This is a genomic window from Pseudomonas sp. FSL R10-1339, assembly GCF_009600545.1.
In the GTDB taxonomy this organism is placed as follows: domain Bacteria; phylum Pseudomonadota; class Gammaproteobacteria; order Pseudomonadales; family Pseudomonadaceae; genus Aquipseudomonas; species Aquipseudomonas bubulae.
Genome location: NZ_WIVQ01000061.1, coordinates 1 through 18,949 on the forward strand (window position 1 = coordinate 1; position 18,949 = coordinate 18,949).

The window sequence follows — 18,949 nt, forward strand, 5'->3', positions numbered from 1 at the left end:
GCAGCCGCCAAACAGGGCGTGCAGATGGCCGATGCGCCGGTGTCCGGCGGCACCGGTGGCGCGCAGGCGGGCACCCTGACCTTTATGGTCGGCGCTCCCCAGGCGCTGTTCGACACCCTGCACCCTGTACTCGAACAAATGGGCCGCAACATCGTCCATTGCGGGGATGTGGGCACCGGCCAAGTGGCTAAAATCTGCAACAACCTGCTGCTCGGGATCTCCATGGTCGGCGTCAGCGAGGCCATGGCCCTGGGGGCTGCACTGGGTATCGACAGCGAAGTACTGGCCGGGGTGATCAACAGCTCCACCGGGCGCTGCTGGAGCTCGGAGGTGTACAACCCGTGGCCGGGCATCGTTGAAACCGCCCCTGCGTCACGCGGCTATACCGGTGGATTTGGTGCCGAGCTGATGCTCAAGGATCTGGGGCTGGCCACCGAGGCAGCACGTCAGGCCCACCAGCCTGTGGTGATGGGTGCCGTGGCGCAACAGCTGTATCAGGCCATGAGCCTGCGCGGCGAAGGCGGCAAGGATTTCTCGGCCATCATCAACAGCTATCGCAAACCTCAGTAACTGGTCGCTTTACCGGGAGCCCGCGTCGGGCGGGCTCCCGGGTTTTTTGCGTGGTTTCACTCAGGCAAAAACGAAATACTTGCGCACGGTTTCAACCACTTCCCATGTGCCTTTCATGCCCGGCTCGACCACAAAGATATCCCCGGCCCGCAGATGGATCGGTTCTTTGCCCTCTGGGGTGATGATGCAATAGCCCTCACGGAAATCGCAGTATTCCCACTTCACATATTCCACATACCACTTGCCGGGCGTGCAAATCCACGTGCCCATGATCTTGCTGCCGTCTTCGCTGGTGTAGGCGTTGAGGTTGACGGTATGGGGGTCGCCTTCGAGTTTTTCCCATTTGCAGGCATCGAGCACGGGCAGGGGATGGGTGTCGCGAAGCACGGTGATTGGCGCAGACATAAGACCTCCGGTGATGGGTTATCGAACCTCACCCTAACCGCAGCGATACTCTGACAGATGCCTGGTTCCGACCCCCAGATGCGCAAAAGCCCCGGCACTGTTTTCAGTGCCGGGGCTTTTTTGTAACAGCCAAATGCTTAGTGCGAGTTGGCCAGAGCCTTACCGGTGCGCAGGCGCAGCACATAGAAGCCGTAGATGATCAGCAGCCACACCGGAATCGCATACACCGACGCACGAACGTCGGGGATCATCCAGATAACCGAGACGATCACCGCCATAAACACCAGGCACAGGATATTGCTGAACGGGAACCAGAATGCCTTGAACGAAGGCGTCACGCCCTGAACGGCCATGGCCTTGCGGAACTTGATATGGGTGAGGCTGATCAGTGCCCAGTTGATCATCAGCGAGGCAACCACCAGGGCAAACAGCAGCTCCAGTGCCTTGTGCGGGGCCACATAGTTGACCACCACGCACAACAGCGTCACCAGTGCCGACACGCCCAGTGCACGCAACGGCACGCCATTTTTGGTCAGCTTCATCAGGGCTTTGGGGGCATCACCCTGCTCGGCCAGGCCAAACAGCATGCGGCTGTTGCAGTACACGCCGCTGTTATAGACCGACAGCGCGGCAGTCAGTACCACAAAGTTGAGGATTTGCGCGGCGGTATCACTGCCGATCAAGGCAAAGATCTGCACAAACGGGCTGCTGCCGTAGGCATCGCCGCCGGCGCCCAGGGTCACCAGCAACTGGTCCCACGGGTACAGTGCCAGCAGCACGGTCAGGGCGCCCACGTAGAAAATAAGGATCCGGTACACCACCTGGTTGATGGCCTTCGGGATCACCTTTTTCGGCTCGCTGGCTTCCGCCGCGGTGATACCCACCAGCTCCAGGCCACCGAAGGAAAACATGATAAAGGCCATGGCCATCAGTAGCCCCATGCCGCCATTGGGGAAGAACCCGCCGTGGCTCCACAGGTTGCTGATCGACGCCTGAGGGCCGCCGGTGCCGCTGAACAGCAGGTAGCAACCCAGGACGATCATGCCGACAATCGCCACCACCTTGATAATGGCAAACCAGAATTCCATTTCGCCGAACACTTTCACGTTCAGGGTATTGATCAGGTTGACCAGTACAAAGAACACCACGGCGCTGACCCAGGTTGGCACCTCGGGCCACCAGAACTGGATGTACTTGCCCACGGCCGTCAGCTCGGCCATGCCCACCAGCACATACAGTACCCAATAGTTCCAGCCCGACAGAAACCCCGCATAACCGCCCCAGTACTTGTGGGCAAAGTGGCTGAAGGAACCGGCCACTGGCTCTTCGACGATCATTTCGCCGAGTTGGCGCATGATCAGGAACGCGATAAAGCCGGCGATCGCATAGCCCAGGATCATCGACGGCCCGGCCGACTTGAGTACGCCCGCCGACCCCAGAAACAGGCCCGTACCGATAGCGCCGCCCAGGGCAATCAGCTGGATATGGCGGTTTTTCAAACCGCGTTTGAGTGTGACCGGGGGGGAATTAGCGTCAGCCATCGGGTGCCCTGTGAGTTGTTATTCTCAAAACTGGATAAAAGTACCCGTGGGCAAAGGCGCCCCGGGTGTCGCAAGCCCCGGATATTACTCTGGGTAAAAACCAAGGCATACAGGCTGGCAGTAAACGGCGACTATTCTTACAAGCTCAAAGCTTCCAGCAATGCCATGGCATAGGTGGGCAATTGCGCAAACGAGCGGGCGCACAGCAGCAATTTGCGATCAGCCCAGGGCTCGCTCAAATTCACCACTTCAAAGGTGCGCGGGGCCTGCCAGCGCTCGATGGTGGCCCTGGGCACAATCCCCAGCCCGGCGCCGCGAGCGACCATGCGCAATACCCCGTCAAAGCCTTCGGCACGGATACGCACCTGCATGCGACACCCCATATGCAGTGCCTGTTCTTCCAGGTACACCGCCAGCGCGCTGCTGGCCGACAACCCGACATAGTCATGGCTCAGGGTGTCGCTGAACGAGAGGCCGGGCCTGTGGGCCAGCGGGTGGTCTAGGGGCATGACCAGTACCAGCGGGTCATCGCGAAAGGGCCGGGTTTGCAGGTCACGGGTGTCTACCGCGTTGGAGATCACACCGATATCGGCGGCGTCCAGGCGCAGGGCATGGGTGATGCGCAGGCTGGTGAGTTCTTGCTGGTCGACGCTTATGGCAGGGTGCTGGCGTACAAAGTCGGCGAGCAGCTCGGGCAGGTATTCGGTGAGGGCGGCGGTGTTGCACAGCAGGCGGATACGGCCTTTGAAGCCCTGGGCGTATTCGCTCAGGTCGTGGTTCATGCGCTCCACCTGCTGCAACAGTAACCGGGCATGTTGGGCCAGCGCTTGCCCGGCAGGGGTAGGGCTGATGCCACGACGGCTGCGCTGCAAAAACGCCACGCCCAGGGACGCTTCCATCGTCCGGATCCGCGCACTGGCGGCAGGCAGCGATAGATGGCTGAGGCTGGCGCCGGCGGTGATATTGCCTGCCTGCAGCACATTCAAACACAGACGCAGGTCAACCAGGTCGAAGTGCATGAAAGGTCCTTGAAGATCCTGTAAAGATTCTAAATAGCGCCGCAAACCGCTGTTGTAGCAGCTGCCGAAGGCTGCGTTCGGCAGCTACTGCGGGTGAGGGGTTCTGCCTATTGTCAGGCGATAGGCAGACTCTGTGCATGGCGCATTTTCAGGCGCTGGCCCATGCCCCAGCATAGGCCTATGAAAACACTTGTCGAGTTTTACCAACACCTGGGATGGGCCTTGTCACTGCTGGTGATAGTGACCTTTTTGCTGGCCGGTACGGTCAAGGGCGTCATCGGCCTGGGCCTGCCGACTGTCGCCATGGGTATGCTCGGGCTGGCTATTGCTCCGGCGCAGGCTGCGGCTTTGCTGATTATCCCGTCCATCGTGACCAACGCCTGGCAACTGGCCGCCGGCGGCCAGTTGCGGGGGTTGCTCAAACGTCTGTGGCCCATGCAGCTGGGGATTTTTATCGGCACCGCGTCAGGCATGCTGTGGCTCAGTATCGATGGCGGTAGCTGGGTGGTACGAGCGCTGGGCGCGGCCCTGTTGCTTTATGCCCTCAGCGGGTTGTTCCTGCCCACCCTGCGCGTAGCCCCGCAACGGGAGCCCTGGCTGGGCCCGGTGTGCGGGCTGATCACCGGGGTCATCACCTCGGCTACCGGGGTGTTTGTGATCCCTGCAGTGCCCTATCTGCAAGCCCTGGGCCTGAGCAAAAACCAGTTGGTGTAGGCCTTGGGTTTGTCCTTCAGCGTCTCCACATTGGCCCTTGCCGCCGGGCTGTACTGGCGTGGCAACCTGGCTGGCGCTGAGCTCAATGCCTCATTGCTGGCGCTGTTGCCCGCCATGCTCGGCATGTGGCTGGGGCAATGGTTGCGCCAGCGCATCAGCGCCTTGCTGTTTAAGCGGGTGTTTTTTATCGGCATGGCGCTGCTGGGTACTCACTTGATAATCAACAATTAACAATAGATTCGTGCTGTAGCGGCAAAGGTGATTTGACCCATCACGGGTTTTTCTCATGCGAGGGCAACGATATTCTGCCGACATGTTTTTGAACCCCCCTGTCGCTCAACAGCGCTGAGGGTTTAACCCCCTGGAGGCTGATGATGAAAAAAATACTCTTGCTTAACGGTGCGAAAAAATTCGCCCACTCCGATGGTCGCTACAACCTGACCATGCACGACACTGCGCTGGCGTTTTTTGATCGTCAGGGTTTTGAAGTCAAAGTGACCCATATCGACGAAGGCTACGATATCGCCGAAGAAGTGGAAAAATTTCTTTGGGCTGACGTAATCATCTACCAAATGCCCGGCTGGTGGATGGGCGCGCCGTGGATCGTTAAAAAGTACATGGATGAAGTGTTCACCGAGGGTCACGGTAAACTTTACGCCAGTGACGGCCGCACCCGTTCCGACGCTTCGCAGCGCTACGGCAGCGGCGGCCTGATTCAGGGCAAGCAGTACATGCTGTCGCTGACCTGGAACGCACCGCAGCAGGCGTTCGATGACCCGGCCGACTTCTTTGAAGGCAAGGGCGTGGACGCGGTGTACTTCCCGTTCCACAAGGCTAATGAATTTTTGGGCATGACCGGCCTGCCGACTTTCCTGTGTGTTGACGTGATGAAACGTCCGCAGCCAGACGTTGATGCGGCCCGTTACGAGCAGCACCTGGCCGAGGTGTTTGGCCTGAAGGCGTAAGCGACGCCGGGGTGGGAGCGGGCTTGCTCGCGATGCAGGCAACTCGGTTGTTATGACGAACCGCGGTGATACCATCGCGAGCAAGCCCGCTCCCACACGTAGATAAGGTCGACCGCGTGAAAGCCAGATCCGATGAGCTGCAAATCTTTGTTTCGGTGATCGAGTGCGGCTCGATATCTGCCGCCGCCGAGCAGGCCGGGCAAACGCCTTCGGCCGTGAGCCGCACGCTGTCACGGCTGGAGGCCAAGCTTGAAACCACGCTGATCAACCGCACCACGCGGCGCATGGACCTGACCGAGGAGGGCAAGTTCTTTTTCGAACGGGCCAAGTTGATCCTTGAGCAAATGGACGAGCTGGAAGAGCGCCTGATCTCGCACCAGCGTACCCCCTCCGGGCGCTTGCGCATCAATGCCGCCGCGCCGTTTGTGCTACATGCCATCGTGCCGTATATCCCTGAATTCCGTGCCCTGTACCCCGAGATCCAGCTGGAACTCAACAGCAACGATCTGATTATCGACCTGCTGGAACAAAGCACCGATATTGCCATTCGTATCGGCACCCTGGCCGACTCCACCCTGCATGCCCGCTCCCTGGGGTGCAGCCCGCTGAATATCCTCGCCAGCCCGGACTACATTGCCGCCCACGGCATGCCCACAAATGTTGCGGATTTGGCCCACCATACCCTGATAGGTTTTACCCAGAACGATGGCCTCAACCAGTGGCCGCTGCGTTATGCGCAGGGCGACCGCTGGCCCATTCAGCCTGCCATCAGTGCCTCAAGCGGTGAAACCGTACGTCATCTGGCGTTGCAAGGTCAGGGCATCGCCTGCCTGTCGCACTTTATGACCCACGAAGATATCAGCGCCGGGCGCCTGCAGGTGGTGCTGGGCGAGTTCAACAGCGGCTATCGCCAGCCGATCCATGCTGTGTATTACCGCAACTCGCAGCTGGCGCTGCGCATTCAGTGCTTTCTGGACTTTATCCAGGCCAAGCTCGCCAGCTACGCGATCTGCGACAAGCCCACAGGGCTTGAGTGAGGTTCCTACATATAAAGCAACGTCTGCACCTGCTGCGTCGCTTTCTATCCCGGCGTGCCGATGCAGGAGGCGCTCAAACATGCCTCGCTGTTGCTCAAGGGCGCAGAACTGACCGCCGACGACATCCGTTCCCACCTCAGCGGTTTTGAGGCCGAGCAGTTGTGGTGCGTCATTCACGGCGTCGAGCTGGCCCGTGGTCTGGTGGATGCACTGATCACCGAAACGCGCACATAACGCCTTCGGCAGCTGCTACCAGTTCTGTTTTGGTGCAGAACCGCGCTGCCCTCAAGGGTGTGTGTCATTGCGCACTTTTACGTTTGTTGTTTGAAAATATCGCCGAATTCAGACAAGGTTCGGCCACAGTTGATAACAATAAAAGGATGTATCGAATGCGCATTGTGTGGTTCAAAACCCTGGCCCTGACGGCTGCCATCGCGGCCAGCTCTTCGGCGTATGCCGTCACCCTGGACGGCGGCGCAGTCGCCGCACCCGATCAATACGGCGCCGAAGTGGCCGCACAAATTCTCAAAAAAGGCGGCAACGCCGTCGACGCCGCAGTCGCCACCGCCTTTACCCTGGCCGTGACCTACCCCGAAGCCGGCAATATCGGCGGTGGCGGGTTTATGACGATGTACATCGATGGCAAACCCTATTTCCTCGACTATCGCGAAACCGCCCCCAAAGCCGCCAGCCGCGATATGTACCTGGACGACAAAGGCGACATCATCGAGAACTTGAGCCTGGTCGGTTCCCGCGCTGCCGGCGTGCCGGGCACGGTGATGGGGCTGTGGGAAGCGCATCAACGCTTTGGCAAATTGCCGTGGGCCGAATTGCTGACCCCGGCCGTGGGGTATGCGAAAAACGGCTTTAAAGTGGCCGATCAGCAATTTCAGTACCGCGAAGATGCACTGGCGCTGTTCAAGGGCACTACCAATTTCGCGGACTACTTTGGCAGCATGAAGCCCGGGCAAACGTTCAAACAGCCAGAGCTGGCCGTGACCCTGGAGCGCATTGCCGACCAGGGCGCCAAGGAGTTCTACCGCGGCAAGACCGCCGACCTGCTGGTCGCGCAAATGCAGCAGGACAAGGGCTTGATCACCAAGCAAGACCTCAACGACTACAAGGTCAGCTGGCGTGAGCCGATGCGCGTGGATTTTCGTGGCAACACCCTGTACACCGCGCCGCTGCCAAGCTCGGGCGGTATTGCTCTGGCGCAGTTGATCGGTATCAAGGAGGACCGCGCAGCGGACTTCAAAGGTGTGGAGCTGAACTCTGCGCCCTATATCCACCTGCTGGCCGAAATCGAAAAACGTGTGTTCGCCGACCGTGCCGACTACCTCGGCGACCCGGCCTTCGGCAAGATGCCTGTGGCCGAGCTGACCGATCCGGCCTATATCGCCAAGCGTGCGAAAGAGGTTAACCCGAAAGCGATTTCACCGACCGCCAATGTCAAACCGGGCCTGGAACCCCATCAGACCACGCACTTTTCCATTGTCGACAAACAGGGTAACGCGGTCAGCAACACCTATACCCTGAATTGGGATTACGGCAGCGGCGTTGTAGTTAAAGGTGCGGGCTTTTTGCTGAATGACGAAATGGATGACTTCAGCTCCAAGCCCGGGGTGGCCAATGCTTTTGGTGTGGTGGGCGGCAATGCCAACGCTATCGAGCCGGGCAAGCGCATGTTGTCTTCCATGAGTCCAAGTCTGGTAACCCGCGATGGCCAGGTTACGCTGGTGCTGGGCACTCCGGGTGGCTCGCGGATTTTTACCTCGATTTTCCAGGTGCTCAACAACATCTACGACTACGACTTGCCACTGGAGAAAGCCGTAGCTGCACAGCGTGTGCATCACCAGTTGCTGCCTAAAGACACGATCTACTTCGACGCCTATGCGCCACTTACCGGCAAGGTGGCTCAGGAGCTGAAAGCGATGGGCTACACCCTGGAGGATCAGGGCTGGAACATGGGGGATATTCAGGCCATCCGGGTTAAAGGCACCGAGCTTGAAACCGCCTCCGACCCGCGTGGCCGTGGTGTGGGGATGGTGGTGAAGTAAGCCCGCAACGCACATAGACGCATCACTCTTGTGGGAGCGGGCTTGCTCGCGATGCAGACACCTCGGCCATTCTGGTTCACCGAGTTGTTGCCATCGCGAGCAAGCCCGCTCCCACAATTGCTTTTTAGCCCCTGCAATTTGTTACCATCTGTTGCCTGTAACTCCCTCAGTTTTTCCCGTCCCGAATTTTAGGTAAACCATGAAACTCTCACGTCTGCGCGCTGATGTCCTGGCCGGACTCACGACGTCCTTCGCGCTGTTGCCCGAGTGCATTGCGTTCGCGTTGGTCGCCCATCTCAACCCTTTGATGGGGCTCTATGGCGCGTTCATCATTTGCACCCTAACCGCGCTGTTTGGCGGCCGGCCGGGCATGGTGTCCGGTGCTGCCGGGTCGATGGCGGTGGTGATCGTTGCCCTGGTGGTGCAACACGGTGTGCAGTATCTGTTGGCTACGGTGCTGCTGAGCGGGTTGATCATGCTGGCGTTCGGCTTGTTCAAACTCGGCAAGCTGGTACGCATGGTGCCGCACCCGGTGATGCTGGGCTTCGTCAACGGCCTGGCAATCGTGATTGCCATGGCGCAACTGGATCACTTCAAGGATGGCGACACCTGGCTCAGCGGTATGGCGTTGTACATGATGATCGGGCTGGTGGCCGTGACCATGGCCGTCGTCTATCTGTTGCCTCGTCTGACCCGCGCCGCGCCACCTGCGCTGGTGGCCATTTTGGGCGTAGGGCTGGCGGTGTACTTGCTGGGTTTGCCAACCCGCACCCTGGGTGACATGGCGCATATCGCCGGTGGTTTGCCCAGCTTCAGCCTGCCGCAGATTCCCTGGACCCTTGAGACCCTGGGCATCATTGCGCCCTATGCGATCGTGATGGCAGTGGTGGGTTTGCTGGAAACCCTGCTGACCCTCAACCTCACCGACGAAATCACCGAAAGCCGTGGCTACCCGGACCGCGAGTGCGTGGCGCTGGGGGCGGCCAATATGGTGTCGGGGGCATTCGGCGGCATGGGCGGTTGCGCGATGATAGGCCAGACCGTGGTTAACCTCAGCTCCGGCGGGCGCGGGCGATTGTCCGGCGTGACCGCCGGTGTGATGATTTTGCTGTTTGTGTTGTTCCTGTCGCCATTTATTGAACGCATTCCGCTGGCGGCGCTGGTGGGGGTGATGTTTGTGGTGTCGCAGCAGACCTTTGCCTGGGCCTCTTTGCGAGTACTGAACAAAGTGCCGCTCAACGATGTGCTGGTGATTGTCGCGGTGACCGTGATTACCGTGTTTACCGATCTGGCGGTAGCGGTGATGTGCGGGGTGGTTATTGCTGCGCTCAATTTTGCCTGGCAGCAGGGGCGCCAGATGTATGCCGACGCGGATCTGCAGAGCGATGGCAGCAAGCTTTACCGTGTGCACGGCACGCTGTTTTTTGCCTCGACTACGACGTTTCTCAAACAGTTCGATCCGGGTAATGACCCGGCGCAGGTGACGCTCGATTGTCGCCATTTGAACCTGGTCGATTACTCGGCCATTGCGGCACTGGACACCCTGCGCGAGCGTTATCGCAAAGCGGGCAAGCATCTGCGGGTGCTGCACCTGTCCGAGCGCAGCAAGAAGTTGCTCAAGCGCGCCCGGGTTCAGCACGAATAAGGTCAGGAGCCCCTTACTACCCCTCTCCCGGTGGGAGAGGGGACAGAGCGCTCTACACCTTGAAGTGGCTGACCATCTCTTGCAGCTGGTTACCCAGCCGCGCCAGTTCAACACTGGACTTGGCCGTTTCATCACTCGCCGCTGCGGTTTGCTCGGACACGTCGCGCACGTTGACGATGCTGCGGCTGATCTCTTCGGCGACCGCAGATTGCTGTTCGGCAGCAGCGGCAATCTGTTGGTTCATCGACTGAATATTCGACACCGTGCGCGTGATGCCCTGCAGCGAGGTGCCTGCGTGGCGGGTCAGGGTCACGCTGCTGTCGGTCAGGGTGCGGCTGTTTTGCATCACGGTGGCCACGTGCTGGGTGCCGCTTTGCAGGGCCGCGACCAGGGTTTGAATCTCTTCGGTGGATTTTTGCGTACGCTGGGCCAGGCCACGCACTTCATCGGCCACTACGGCAAAACCGCGCCCGGCGTCACCGGCACGGGCTGCTTCGATTGCGGCGTTGAGGGCCAGCAGGTTGGTCTGCTCGGCCACGGCCTTGATCACGTCCATCACGCTGCCGATCTTGTCGCTTTCCTGTTGCAATACGGCCATGGCTTCGGTTGAACGACCCACTTCCACCGCCAGGCGCTCGATCTGGTCAATGGCCTGGTTGACCACGGTATCGCCTTCGCGGGCTTCATTGTCTGCGGCCGCGGCGGCTTGCGAGGCTTGCTCGGCATTGCGCGCCACTTCCTGCACGGTGGCGGTCATTTCATGCATGGCGGTGGCCACCTGATCGGTCTCGATCTTCTGGCTGTTGACCCCGGCGCTGGTTTGCTCGGTCACCGCGGACAGCTCTTCGGCGGCACTGGCAATCTGGCTGACGCCATCACGGATACCGCTGATCAACTCGCGCAGGGTCGTACCCATGCGTGCAATACCTTGTTGCAACACGCCCAGTTCGTCGCGACGGGTGACGCGCAGGTTCTGGGTCAGGTCGCCACTGGCGATGCGATCGACCACGGCCAGGGTTTCACGCAGGGGCACGGTGATCTGGCGGGTGATGATCACGGCCGCGGTGATGCCAAACAGCAATACCAGCAAGGTGGTGATCAGTTGCATGCTGTTGGCCGTGGCGCTTTCGATGTCGCGGCGTTCCAGTTGAATCTTGTACAGCTCATCGCTGCGGCCAAGGATGCTGGAGCCGTATTCGGTCATGTCCTTGCGCATGGCAATGATGGTGTTGTCGGTGCTGGTGTACAGCTCCAGCGCCTGCTGGTACTGCTCCATGGTTTTGTTCAGGGTGCGCAGGGTGTCGCCGGCATTGGCGGCAAAGTGCGAGCTCAGGCGGTCAAGGCTGGCAATGGCCGCGTCCAGTTGCTGGCGTGCGGCCTTTTCCGTGGCGGGGGTGGGCGCAGCAATATAAGCGCGCACCTGATAGCGCGAGAGCAGGAACTGTTCACGTACTTCAGACACGCTCTGGTACATGGCAAAACGGTTTTCGTCACCTGCGGGCAGTTGCAGGGCGCGGTTCAGCAACGTCGTGATGGCGTCCTGGGCCTGAGCGGCGCTGCGGTCCATGTCGGCACGGGATGCGGCGGACTCGACGTAAGCCTTGCGCATGCTCACCAGTGCACGCTCGTAGCGGCCGATGATGGCCTGTTGCTCCTTGAGCAACTTGAGGTTTTCCGGGCTCTGGAAGGTGGCAATCAGCTGACTTTGTTGCGCAGAAAACGCGTCAATGCTGGCCTGTACACTTTGTGCGGCAGTTTCGTCGCCATCGGTCAGCATGTATTGCAAACGCGTCACCCGCAGGTTGGTAAACGCGGTGTTTAAACGGGTGATGTCGCTCATCCAGTTACTGCGATCAATCATCTGGCCCAGACTGATCCAGTTGCTGACGGCCATTACGCAGGTAAGGGCCAGTACCAGGCCAAAGCCCAGGGACAGTTTCAGGTTGACGCTGATATTGCTCAGCCATCTATTCATAGAGTTCTCCAGGAACGCTGCACGCATGATCTAAGTTCGCTGGAGGGAATTATTTTTTTTGACCCAGCCGAGTGTTGTGTTGGAGGGGTATCGGCTGCATTCGCCAGAGCTGAAACGTTTTGTTGGGCGCCAGTTCACATAACAACCTATCCATTTGAGTAGCGTGCCTGGATTGCGCTTTTACGCTTTTTTTCACATCCGTTTCACCTGCCTCTGACCTCCCTTTTTTTAGCCTGCGTTCAGCTAATAGAGACCTGCTTTATGCAAGTCTGTTTATACCGCCGGGCCGCGAAGCGACCCGTTGTCATATTCGCGCCATAGGGTGTCGGTCAGTGATATCACTGGCTGGCGCAGAGGGCATAAGCATCGTGACGTTGAGTCTTGATCAGACCGGAATTAACCGTACGCTGTTGCGTCGTGCTCTGCTCCGTTACAAAAATGTGCTGGTGGTGATCGTGGCAAGTGCGCTTGCCGTTGCGCTGACATTGAGGCTGCTGGCCCCTGCGGCCCCGCCTGATCTGGCGCAGCCCAGCCATGCCGATCGTGTATTGTTGCTCACCGACAGCTGGGCCAAGGGTGATGTGATTGCGCTGGTTCGACACGGCGAGCGTTGCGACCGTTCCTCGGCCCAGTGCCTGGGCCCCATGGACGGCGTGACGGTGCGCGGTGAAGCAGCAGTTCAGGCGCTGGGCGCAGACTTCAGGCAGTTGGGGCTCAGCCATACTGATATTCACAGCAGCCTGCTGACCCGGGCCCGACAAACCGCCGATGCCATGTTTGCCCACCCGGTAGAGGCGCAGGACTGGCTGTTCAACTGCCGCGGCAGCATGCTGCGTGATGCTCTCAAGCACAAAGTGGCGGGCCACAACCTGATTCTGGTGAGCCACAGCGAATGCATGGACCAACTGTTGATGGACATGAACCTGTCAACCAGCACCACGTTTGGCTATGGCGCTTCGTTGTTTATCAAGACCGATGGCGCGAACGAGGATCCGCAGATGCTGGGCTATATCGAGCCCAAAGACTGGAAAAATATCGTGCCGGTGGTCACCCCGAACAACCGTCACGGGTTTGAAGCCTCGCAGTTCTAATCGTGGGCGCGAGCAGGCTCGCGCCCATAGAGTCAACCCATCCCCCTCAATTGTGCTTGAACAAACGATCCCAGTTCTGTTCTGCCGGCAATGGCAGGTCGCTGAGTTCGCGGGCCACCACGTTTTCGATATCGTTGGCGCTGAGCACTTTTTCGTCGAGCCATGGCCAGGTCGCATCCGCATCGCGGAAGTTGAGCTGGTTGTTCAATTGCTGGCACGCCTGGGCGAGCAAGTGCATCAGCGCCCACAGGCTGGTGATGTAGGGCTTTTGTTGCTCGGGGATGCGGTTGAGCAGGGCGGCCACGTCAGGCAGGTTCGCACCGGGTGACAGGTTGCTGCGCAGGTTCCATAGAATCGCGCCGTTGTTCGACACCTCCTGATTGGCCAATGCCGGGTCGGTGCTGACCTCGACATTGAGTTTCACATGCTGCTGCTCTAGCTGATCGATCAGATAGTTGGCCAGATCGGATTTGCGCAAGAAGGCGGTGGCCGTATTGAAGGCCAGGTGAGCGTCGTAGTCGCTCAATGTTTTGCTGGATATACCGATGGTCATGGCGGGCTCCTTGGTCGGGAATTGTCCAAGGAGCGTAGTCAATGTGCCGTGATCGGCCACGGTATCTGCGGTTGCGTTGCCCGGGATCAAGTTTATGGGGCTGAAGCGGCCAGGCTGACAAGGTAGAAGTGGTGCCGGCCGACGCTGAGCTTGTCGAGAGTCTTGAGGGCCATGCCCGGTATCTCGGGGTTTTCTACCAGGGCGATATTGTCGGGGGATGCGCTGAGGAATGCCTGCAACTCTTCGGTTGAACTGAGGGTGTGCTGCAACTGCTGGCTGTAGAACACCACGGCGCCGAGGCGTTCGTCGGGCCGCAGCAGTGCGACCTGCTTGCCGCTGGCCTGCAGGCTCATGACCTCAGCGGCGAGGGGCTGGAAAGACTGTTCCTTGTCGGTCAGCGGTGCCCGATGGGCCGCCAGCAGGTAGGCGCCCACCAGAGCGGCCAGCAGCGCGATGGCAAGCGGGCGATGGTTGTCGCTGAAGAATTTGGCCACGGTCGAGTGCGCGCTTTTTTGGTACAGCCAGCCCAGCAGCACCCGGGCGTACTCGGCGGCAATCACTGCAGCCGCAGGGGCCATCGACATCATGTACACCGCCCGCTTGCTGGAGGCGAGGTTGAGCAGCACAAATTGCGCGACCAGCCATACACAGAAAAACAACAGGAAGGGGTTGCTGCGCAATTGTTTGCGAAAGTGCCACAGGCCCAGATAGGTCAGCAGGTTCCACGGCAGGAAGGCTTCGGGCAGTTTTCGCAGGTAGTAGTAAAAGGGTTCGTAATGCCCGGCCTCGACAAAGGAACCGCTAAAACGGCCAACGCTGTTGGTCAGCAGCAGTTCGCTGACTAACGGCATGCCGCCGCGCTGATAGAGCATGCACAGCCAGACCGTCAGCGGGATAAGCCCCAATAGGGTCAGCAGGGCAGGGCGTAGCCAGTTGCGCGGCTTGAAGCGTTTTTCCAGCAGGCTTTCACACACCAGATAAACAAAAATCACCACGCCCGGCAGTGCCAGGCCCAGGACGCCTTTGCTCAAGGTGGCAATGGCGATGCCGGTCGCGAATAACAGCCAGCTGCCCCGGGCAAAACCGGGTTGACGGTTGGCATGAAAAAACGCCAGCAAGGCCATGGTTACGCCCAGGGTGAGCAAGGCATCTTCGCCCACCTGGCGGGTGTTGCCCCAAAATATGCCCATGGTTGCCAGCATGGCGGCGGCTGTCCAGGCCAGTGCTGTGGGGCGGCCCAGCTTGCGCAGCATTGCATAGAGCAACAACACGCAAAATAGACCGGCAAAGGCCGAAGCCAGGCGTACGGCGAACAGTTCGCCGCCGAATACGCGAATGGCTCCTGCATCCAGCCAGAGGCTCAGGGGTGGTTTTTCCAGGAAGGGGGCATTGAGCAAATTGGGCGTTACCCAATCGTCGCTCAGGTGCATCTGCATGGCTATGCCTGCCACGCGGGACTCTGTCGAGCCCTGCAATTGGTGATTCCCCAGCGCAAAAAAGAACAGCACGCAACCGAGAAGCAGTAACAGCAGGGCAGGACGAGTCAGACGCATTGGGCTACCAGGCAGCAATCGAATGGAGTACTGCACTGGAGTATAGGAGGGCAAACCTTAAAGCTTTGTGAAAGCTACATAAACGCTTGTGTCAGAACGTTGCCTTGACCTGCAGCCCCGCGACCAGCGCATTGCTGCGCTTGGCGCCGTAGAAAGCCCCTGGTTCGATGATGTATTGCAGGTCCGGGCGCAACAGCAGCCACGGCGTGACTTGCGCGCCGTAGTTGAGCTCCAGCAACTGCTCGCCGCTGTCCAGGCTGGCGATCATGTCCGCCTGTTCCGGGCTGCTGGCTGCCGCTTCCTGCACGTCGCGGGAGCGCGAGTTGAATACGGCGCGGCCGTAGGCAAAGGCGATGCTGTCTTTGGGGCGGCTGGCAAACGGCTTTTGTTTGACCAGGCCTACCGAGTACCAGTGGCGCATAGGCGAGGTCGCGGCATTGCTGCTGGATGCCTGGCCAAAGGCGCGCAATACGCTTTCGGGGTCTTGCTCATCACGCCAGATGGCCTGGTCGACCAGCACATAGGCGCCGGTGCGGTTGTTGGCTTTTTGCGTGCTGCCAATCTTGCGGGTATTGGAGGTGTCGTAGTACCAGCCCACTTTGTATTGGCCATTGAGCCAGGCGTTGTTGGTGAAGATCGCTTCCAGCGGCATGATCGCTCCGGTAGTGCCTTTGGTGGTCATGCTGAAGGCTTCGGAGGAGCGACTGTTGTATTCGGGGTTGACCTGGAACACGGCGGTTTGCAGGGTCAGGGCCGGGCTGACGGTGTAGCGCAGTTCGCCGCCCCAGTGGCCGGTGGGGTAGTTGGTCCAGCCGCTGCCATTGGACTGGGTCAGCGGATGCGCGCAGAAACCGGCGTTGACGAAGCTGGTCAACAGCGGCATGCCGCCAAAATCGTTGCCCATTGGCATAAAGCCAACCTTGGTGGTCAGGTCTTCGGAAAACAGCGTGCGCTGGTAGCTGAACTCGGACAGGCGGGTGTAGTTGCCGCCGGCGTTTTCCTGGATTGGCAGGCGGTTGCCTACGAGGTCTTCGGAGGCGCTGTGACCGCGACGATCATTGACGGTGATTTGCACCAGGCCAGCATCGGCGCTACCCAGTATTTTGCTCAGGTCGAACTGGGCACCGATACGCACTTGTTGCGAGTAACGGGTGCCGTGCTTGATCCCGCCATGCAAGTTGGAGAAGGTTTCGGAGTTGTAATCACCGGTCAGCTTGATGCCCTTGTCGATCAGCTTTTGGCGCTCGCCGCCCCAGTCGCCGGTCAGGGTCGAACGGTTCATCAGGTTGTCGGTGGTGTCGGCCAGTACGCAGGCAGGCGTCAAGGCCAGCAATGACAAGCCGCCGCACAGGCTGGTGTTCAGCAGGGCGCGGGAAGAGAAAAACATCTACAGAAGCTCCTTTATATGAAGTGTCGGCGACGGGGCGCGACACGATGCCGCACATTATGAACTATTTAGTTAATTAATTTCATATTTGGTTACACGACCTCCCTCTAATGACTAAGGGCGTTGGTAGCGGCCATCCGCTAGACTCCCGCGTTTATCCGTACCAAGGGATGTTCATGATCTGGTTTCTTGAAGGGCAATCGAGCCAACGCGATGTGATTGCAGGTGCCCGGGCGGCGCTGCCGGACACCGTGCAAATTTTCGCCTCGCACCGCCAAAATCGCCCTGAAATCACCGGATTGGCGGATGTCGCCTGGCGGGAGCCGCAAGACAATCAGGAGCGCATCGGCTGGGTGATCGAGCAGGCCCGCGCCCGGCAGATCAAGGTGGTGCTGGCCGGGCGTGTGGGTCAGGTATATGAAGCGCACCGCGCCGAGTTCGAAGCGGCCGGGTTGCAACTGGTTACTGGCGCTCTGGATCTGGACACCTTTGAGCGGGTCGACGACAAATCAGCGTTTACTCGCGAGGCGTTGGCGGCGGGTCTGGCCTGCATCCCGGCGATGACGGTGAGCACCCAGGCTGAACTGGAGACGGCTTACGCCCAGTTGGCCCGCGACGGCCAGGTGTGTGTAAAACCGACGCGCGGTATTTACGGCCAGGGCTTTTGGCGTTTGGCCGATAACGTGGACCCGTTTCGCAGTTTTGCCAATGCCGACGCCCATGAAGTCAATGCGGCGGTGTTTGCCCAGGCCTACGGTCAATCGGATGCGCCCCAACCGTTGCTGGTGATGCCTTATATGCCCGGCAGCGAATGCTCGGTGGACATGGTCTGTGAGGCGGGCGAGGCCGTGGCCTATGTGGGGCGGCGCAAGCAGGGCCTGATGCAGACATTCGAGCGCCACGGTGCGGCGGTCGAACTGGCGATCAAGGCGGCGCGGCACTTCAAGTGCGACGGTATCGTCAATGTGCAGACCCGGGATGATGCCGCAGGCCAGCCGCATTTGCTGGAGATCAACCTGCGCTATTCTGGCGGTATCGGCTACACCCGCGAAGCCGGAGTCAACCTGCCGGGTATCTTTGCCGCACGCCGCCTGGGCCTGCCCGTGCCAGCCAGTACATGGCGCGAGAATGTGCAGGTCAAGGCAATCACGGTGGTGGTTCCGGTTCGCGGAGAAGAGCTGTTAAGGTGATCAGCTCTTGTTTGTCGCGGGCACAGGGGAGTCACAAGCGATGATATTGATGCCGGGCGCCAATGCGGCCCTTGAATCTGTGCGTTGTGAGATGAGCCTGACCTGCTCGCGAGCGGGCGCATTGGGTGACTATGCGGGGCTGGCGTTGCTGGCCGTGGATGGCAAGCGCCAACCCGTCGGGGAGCCTGTGCTGATACACGCCCCGCAACCCTGGCTGGCATGGCATGACACTGCCGGCCTGGCACGCTTCAGCCTGGTGCTGGAACAATTGCCTGCAGATTGTGAGCGTGTATTGCTAGTGCTCTATGTGTTCGGCGCGCTGGGTCCGTTACGTGAACTCGGCCAGTTCCGGCTCAAGGTCGGTGAGCAGATCGAGCACAGTCTGGCACTGGATGAGTTCGGTGATGGCGCAATGGTCATTGCCGAGGTGTACCGACGCAACGATCAATGGAAAATCCGCGCACTCGCCGAAGCGTCCGCCTACGGCTTGAGCGCGTTTGCCCGACGCCTGGGGCTGGCTCTGGATGATCGTCATCCGCAACGCATGAGACCTGAGGCATCAGACGACAGCGTTGCGCGCCAAGGGGCTACAGGTACTGGTTTTGCCGTAAGCACCCAGCATATTTTGACCTGTGCTCATGTCATTGAAGGCCTCGAGCAATTGTCGATTACGTCCTTTGAAGGTCGATACAAGGCGGAGTCTGTGGTGGTCGATCGCAAGAACGACCTCGCTTTGCTGCGGGTCATTGGTGCCCCCCCTTTGAACCCGGTGACTTTTCGTGAGGGCGTGGGCTGTGAGCTGGGCGAAAGTGTCGTCACCCTGGGGTTTCCGCTCGCCGGGCTGGCAGGCGGTGGCGTGCAAGTTTCCCAAGGTGTGGTTTCGGGCCTGTTTGGCCTTCGCGACGATGCCAGCCTGATGCAGTTCACCGCACCGATTCAGCCCGGCTCCAGCGGAAGCCCGGTGTTTGACCCGCAAGGATTGGTCAGTGGCCTGGTGACCTCGAGCATGGCGGATGCGCAGAACATGAACTTTGCTGTCAAGTCGGCACTGGTACTGGCGTTCCTTGAGGCAGCCCGTGTACCGGCCCGGCGCGGGTGCAGTGAACGTTCGTTGAGCACGCCGGAGTTGGTACGCGCTTCGCAGGCTGGACTGTGGCGGATTGACGCCAGCCATCTTCAGTAACCATTTTTTACTTGTCTTAACCCCCCGTCTCCCTAATCGTCCCCCATTTTTTCAGTATGTTCAG

Annotated in this window: 16 protein-coding genes and 2 pseudogenes; 10 read left to right on the forward strand and 8 right to left on the reverse strand. The window is 59.7% G+C overall.

The genetic code is table 11. The features are described 5' to 3' along the window. Positions 1-570 (forward strand): NAD-binding protein (locus GHO03_RS16615; protein WP_153400211.1); only part of this gene is annotated, 570 nt, incomplete at its 5' end. Between the two features lie 60 nt (positions 571-630). Here the strand turns inward: GHO03_RS16615 and GHO03_RS16620 are convergent. The 3 genes from GHO03_RS16620 to GHO03_RS16630 all read right to left on the reverse strand — a co-directional run bounded on the left by GHO03_RS16620 (position 631) and on the right by GHO03_RS16630 (position 3,535). Beyond that, positions 631-975: a cupin domain-containing protein gene (locus GHO03_RS16620; RefSeq protein ID WP_016783536.1), complete on the reverse strand. Its 345-nt coding sequence runs from the start codon at positions 973-975 to the stop codon at positions 631-633. 137 nt (positions 976-1,112) lie between these two features. After that, a complete protein-coding gene (locus GHO03_RS16625) occupies positions 1,113-2,516 on the reverse strand; it encodes an amino acid permease (RefSeq protein WP_095018713.1) in 1,404 nt (467 codons plus the stop codon). A gap of 137 nt (positions 2,517-2,653) precedes the next feature. Beyond that, complete coding sequence (locus GHO03_RS16630) at positions 2,654-3,535, reverse strand: LysR substrate-binding domain-containing protein (RefSeq protein WP_153400212.1); 882 nt, start codon at positions 3,533-3,535, stop codon at positions 2,654-2,656. A 180-nt stretch (positions 3,536-3,715) separates the two neighbouring features. Between GHO03_RS16630 and GHO03_RS16635 the strand changes: the two are divergent. The 6 genes and pseudogenes from GHO03_RS16635 (at position 3,716) to GHO03_RS16660 (ending at position 9,953) form a co-directional block, all read left to right on the forward strand. After that, positions 3,716-4,480, forward strand: a pseudogene (locus tag GHO03_RS16635) (sulfite exporter TauE/SafE family protein). 143 nt (positions 4,481-4,623) lie between these two features. Continuing rightward, positions 4,624-5,214, forward strand: coding sequence for an NAD(P)H-dependent oxidoreductase (locus GHO03_RS16640; protein WP_095002471.1), 591 nt, complete (start codon positions 4,624-4,626; stop codon positions 5,212-5,214). A gap of 116 nt (positions 5,215-5,330) precedes the next feature. Continuing rightward, entirely contained in the window at positions 5,331-6,251 is a 921-nt protein-coding gene (locus tag GHO03_RS16645) for a LysR family transcriptional regulator (RefSeq protein ID WP_095002472.1), read from the forward strand. 60 nt (positions 6,252-6,311) lie between these two features. Further along, positions 6,312-6,485, forward strand: a complete 174-nt coding sequence (locus tag GHO03_RS16650; protein ID WP_176465213.1) for a hypothetical protein — start codon at positions 6,312-6,314, stop codon at positions 6,483-6,485. 155 nt (positions 6,486-6,640) lie between these two features. Further along, positions 6,641-8,308 (forward strand): gamma-glutamyltransferase, encoded by a 1,668-nt coding sequence (gene ggt, locus GHO03_RS16655; protein WP_095020641.1) that lies wholly within the window; start codon positions 6,641-6,643, stop codon positions 8,306-8,308. A 199-nt stretch (positions 8,309-8,507) separates the two neighbouring features. Then, positions 8,508-9,953, forward strand: a complete 1,446-nt coding sequence (locus tag GHO03_RS16660; RefSeq protein ID WP_095020642.1) for a SulP family inorganic anion transporter — start codon at positions 8,508-8,510, stop codon at positions 9,951-9,953. A gap of 52 nt (positions 9,954-10,005) precedes the next feature. On the opposite strand, the gene GHO03_RS25885 is transcribed toward GHO03_RS16660, so the two are convergent. Next, a complete protein-coding gene (locus GHO03_RS25885) occupies positions 10,006-10,869 on the reverse strand; it encodes a methyl-accepting chemotaxis protein (protein WP_371928121.1) in 864 nt (287 codons plus the stop codon). Continuing rightward, a pseudogene (locus GHO03_RS25890) lies at positions 10,861-11,955 on the reverse strand (methyl-accepting chemotaxis protein); the annotation flags it as partial. The gene GHO03_RS25885 and the pseudogene GHO03_RS25890, both read right to left, overlap by 9 nt. Positions 11,956-12,296: 341 nt before the next feature. Here GHO03_RS25890 and GHO03_RS16670 point away from each other — a divergent pair. After that, on the forward strand, positions 12,297-13,019 hold the full coding sequence (locus tag GHO03_RS16670; RefSeq protein ID WP_254925256.1) for a histidine phosphatase family protein: 723 nt from the start codon (positions 12,297-12,299) through the stop codon (positions 13,017-13,019). 46 nt (positions 13,020-13,065) lie between these two features. Here the strand turns inward: GHO03_RS16670 and GHO03_RS16675 are convergent, their stop codons facing one another. The 3 genes from GHO03_RS16675 to GHO03_RS16685 all read right to left on the reverse strand — a co-directional run bounded on the left by GHO03_RS16675 (position 13,066) and on the right by GHO03_RS16685 (position 16,512). Further along, the gene (locus tag GHO03_RS16675) at positions 13,066-13,572 is read right to left on the reverse strand and encodes a hypothetical protein (protein WP_095018720.1); all 507 of its coding nucleotides are present in this window, start codon (positions 13,570-13,572) and stop codon (positions 13,066-13,068) included. A gap of 92 nt (positions 13,573-13,664) precedes the next feature. Next, positions 13,665-15,125 carry a glycosyltransferase family 39 protein gene (locus GHO03_RS16680; protein ID WP_153400214.1) on the reverse strand — a complete coding sequence of 487 codons (1,461 nt, stop codon included), beginning with the start codon at positions 15,123-15,125 and terminating at the stop codon, positions 13,665-13,667. 91 nt (positions 15,126-15,216) lie between these two features. Further along, positions 15,217-16,512, reverse strand: a complete 1,296-nt coding sequence (locus GHO03_RS16685) for a carbohydrate porin (RefSeq protein ID WP_095024395.1) — start codon at positions 16,510-16,512, stop codon at positions 15,217-15,219. Between the two features lie 176 nt (positions 16,513-16,688). Here GHO03_RS16685 and GHO03_RS16690 point away from each other — a divergent pair, with 176 nt between their 5' ends. Both GHO03_RS16690 and GHO03_RS16695 read left to right on the forward strand, forming a co-directional pair. Then, entirely contained in the window at positions 16,689-17,702 is a 1,014-nt protein-coding gene (locus GHO03_RS16690; RefSeq protein WP_153400215.1) for an ATP-grasp domain-containing protein, read from the forward strand. A gap of 40 nt (positions 17,703-17,742) precedes the next feature. After that, positions 17,743-18,885: a trypsin-like peptidase domain-containing protein gene (locus tag GHO03_RS16695; protein ID WP_153400216.1), complete on the forward strand. Its 1,143-nt coding sequence runs from the start codon at positions 17,743-17,745 to the stop codon at positions 18,883-18,885. Positions 18,886-18,949: the final 64 nt, after the last annotated feature.

Excerpts from the sequence above, each read along its gene's own strand:
- GHO03_RS16695 (WP_153400216.1), top strand. The coding sequence starts at position 17,743 with ATGATATTGATGCCGGGCGCCAATGCGGCCCTTGAATCTGTGCGTTGT.
- ggt (WP_095020641.1), top strand. The coding sequence starts at position 6,641 with ATGCGCATTGTGTGGTTCAAAACCCTGGCCCTGACGGCTGCCATCGCG.
- GHO03_RS16660 (WP_095020642.1), top strand. The coding sequence starts at position 8,508 with ATGAAACTCTCACGTCTGCGCGCTGATGTCCTGGCCGGACTCACGACG.
- GHO03_RS16620 (WP_016783536.1), bottom strand. The coding sequence starts at position 975 with ATGTCTGCGCCAATCACCGTGCTTCGCGACACCCATCCCCTGCCCGTG.
- GHO03_RS16625 (WP_095018713.1), bottom strand. The coding sequence starts at position 2,516 with ATGGCTGACGCTAATTCCCCCCCGGTCACACTCAAACGCGGTTTGAAA.
- GHO03_RS16640 (WP_095002471.1), top strand. The coding sequence starts at position 4,624 with ATGAAAAAAATACTCTTGCTTAACGGTGCGAAAAAATTCGCCCACTCC.
- GHO03_RS16685 (WP_095024395.1), bottom strand. The coding sequence starts at position 16,512 with ATGTTTTTCTCTTCCCGCGCCCTGCTGAACACCAGCCTGTGCGGCGGC.
- GHO03_RS16680 (WP_153400214.1), bottom strand. The coding sequence starts at position 15,125 with ATGCGTCTGACTCGTCCTGCCCTGCTGTTACTGCTTCTCGGTTGCGTG.
- GHO03_RS16690 (WP_153400215.1), top strand. The coding sequence starts at position 16,689 with ATGATCTGGTTTCTTGAAGGGCAATCGAGCCAACGCGATGTGATTGCA.
- GHO03_RS16630 (WP_153400212.1), bottom strand. The coding sequence starts at position 3,535 with ATGCACTTCGACCTGGTTGACCTGCGTCTGTGTTTGAATGTGCTGCAG.
- GHO03_RS16675 (WP_095018720.1), bottom strand. The coding sequence starts at position 13,572 with ATGACCATCGGTATATCCAGCAAAACATTGAGCGACTACGACGCTCAC.
- GHO03_RS25885 (WP_371928121.1), bottom strand. The coding sequence starts at position 10,869 with ATGGGTACGACCCTGCGCGAGTTGATCAGCGGTATCCGTGATGGCGTC.
- GHO03_RS16650 (WP_176465213.1), top strand. The coding sequence starts at position 6,312 with ATGCAGGAGGCGCTCAAACATGCCTCGCTGTTGCTCAAGGGCGCAGAA.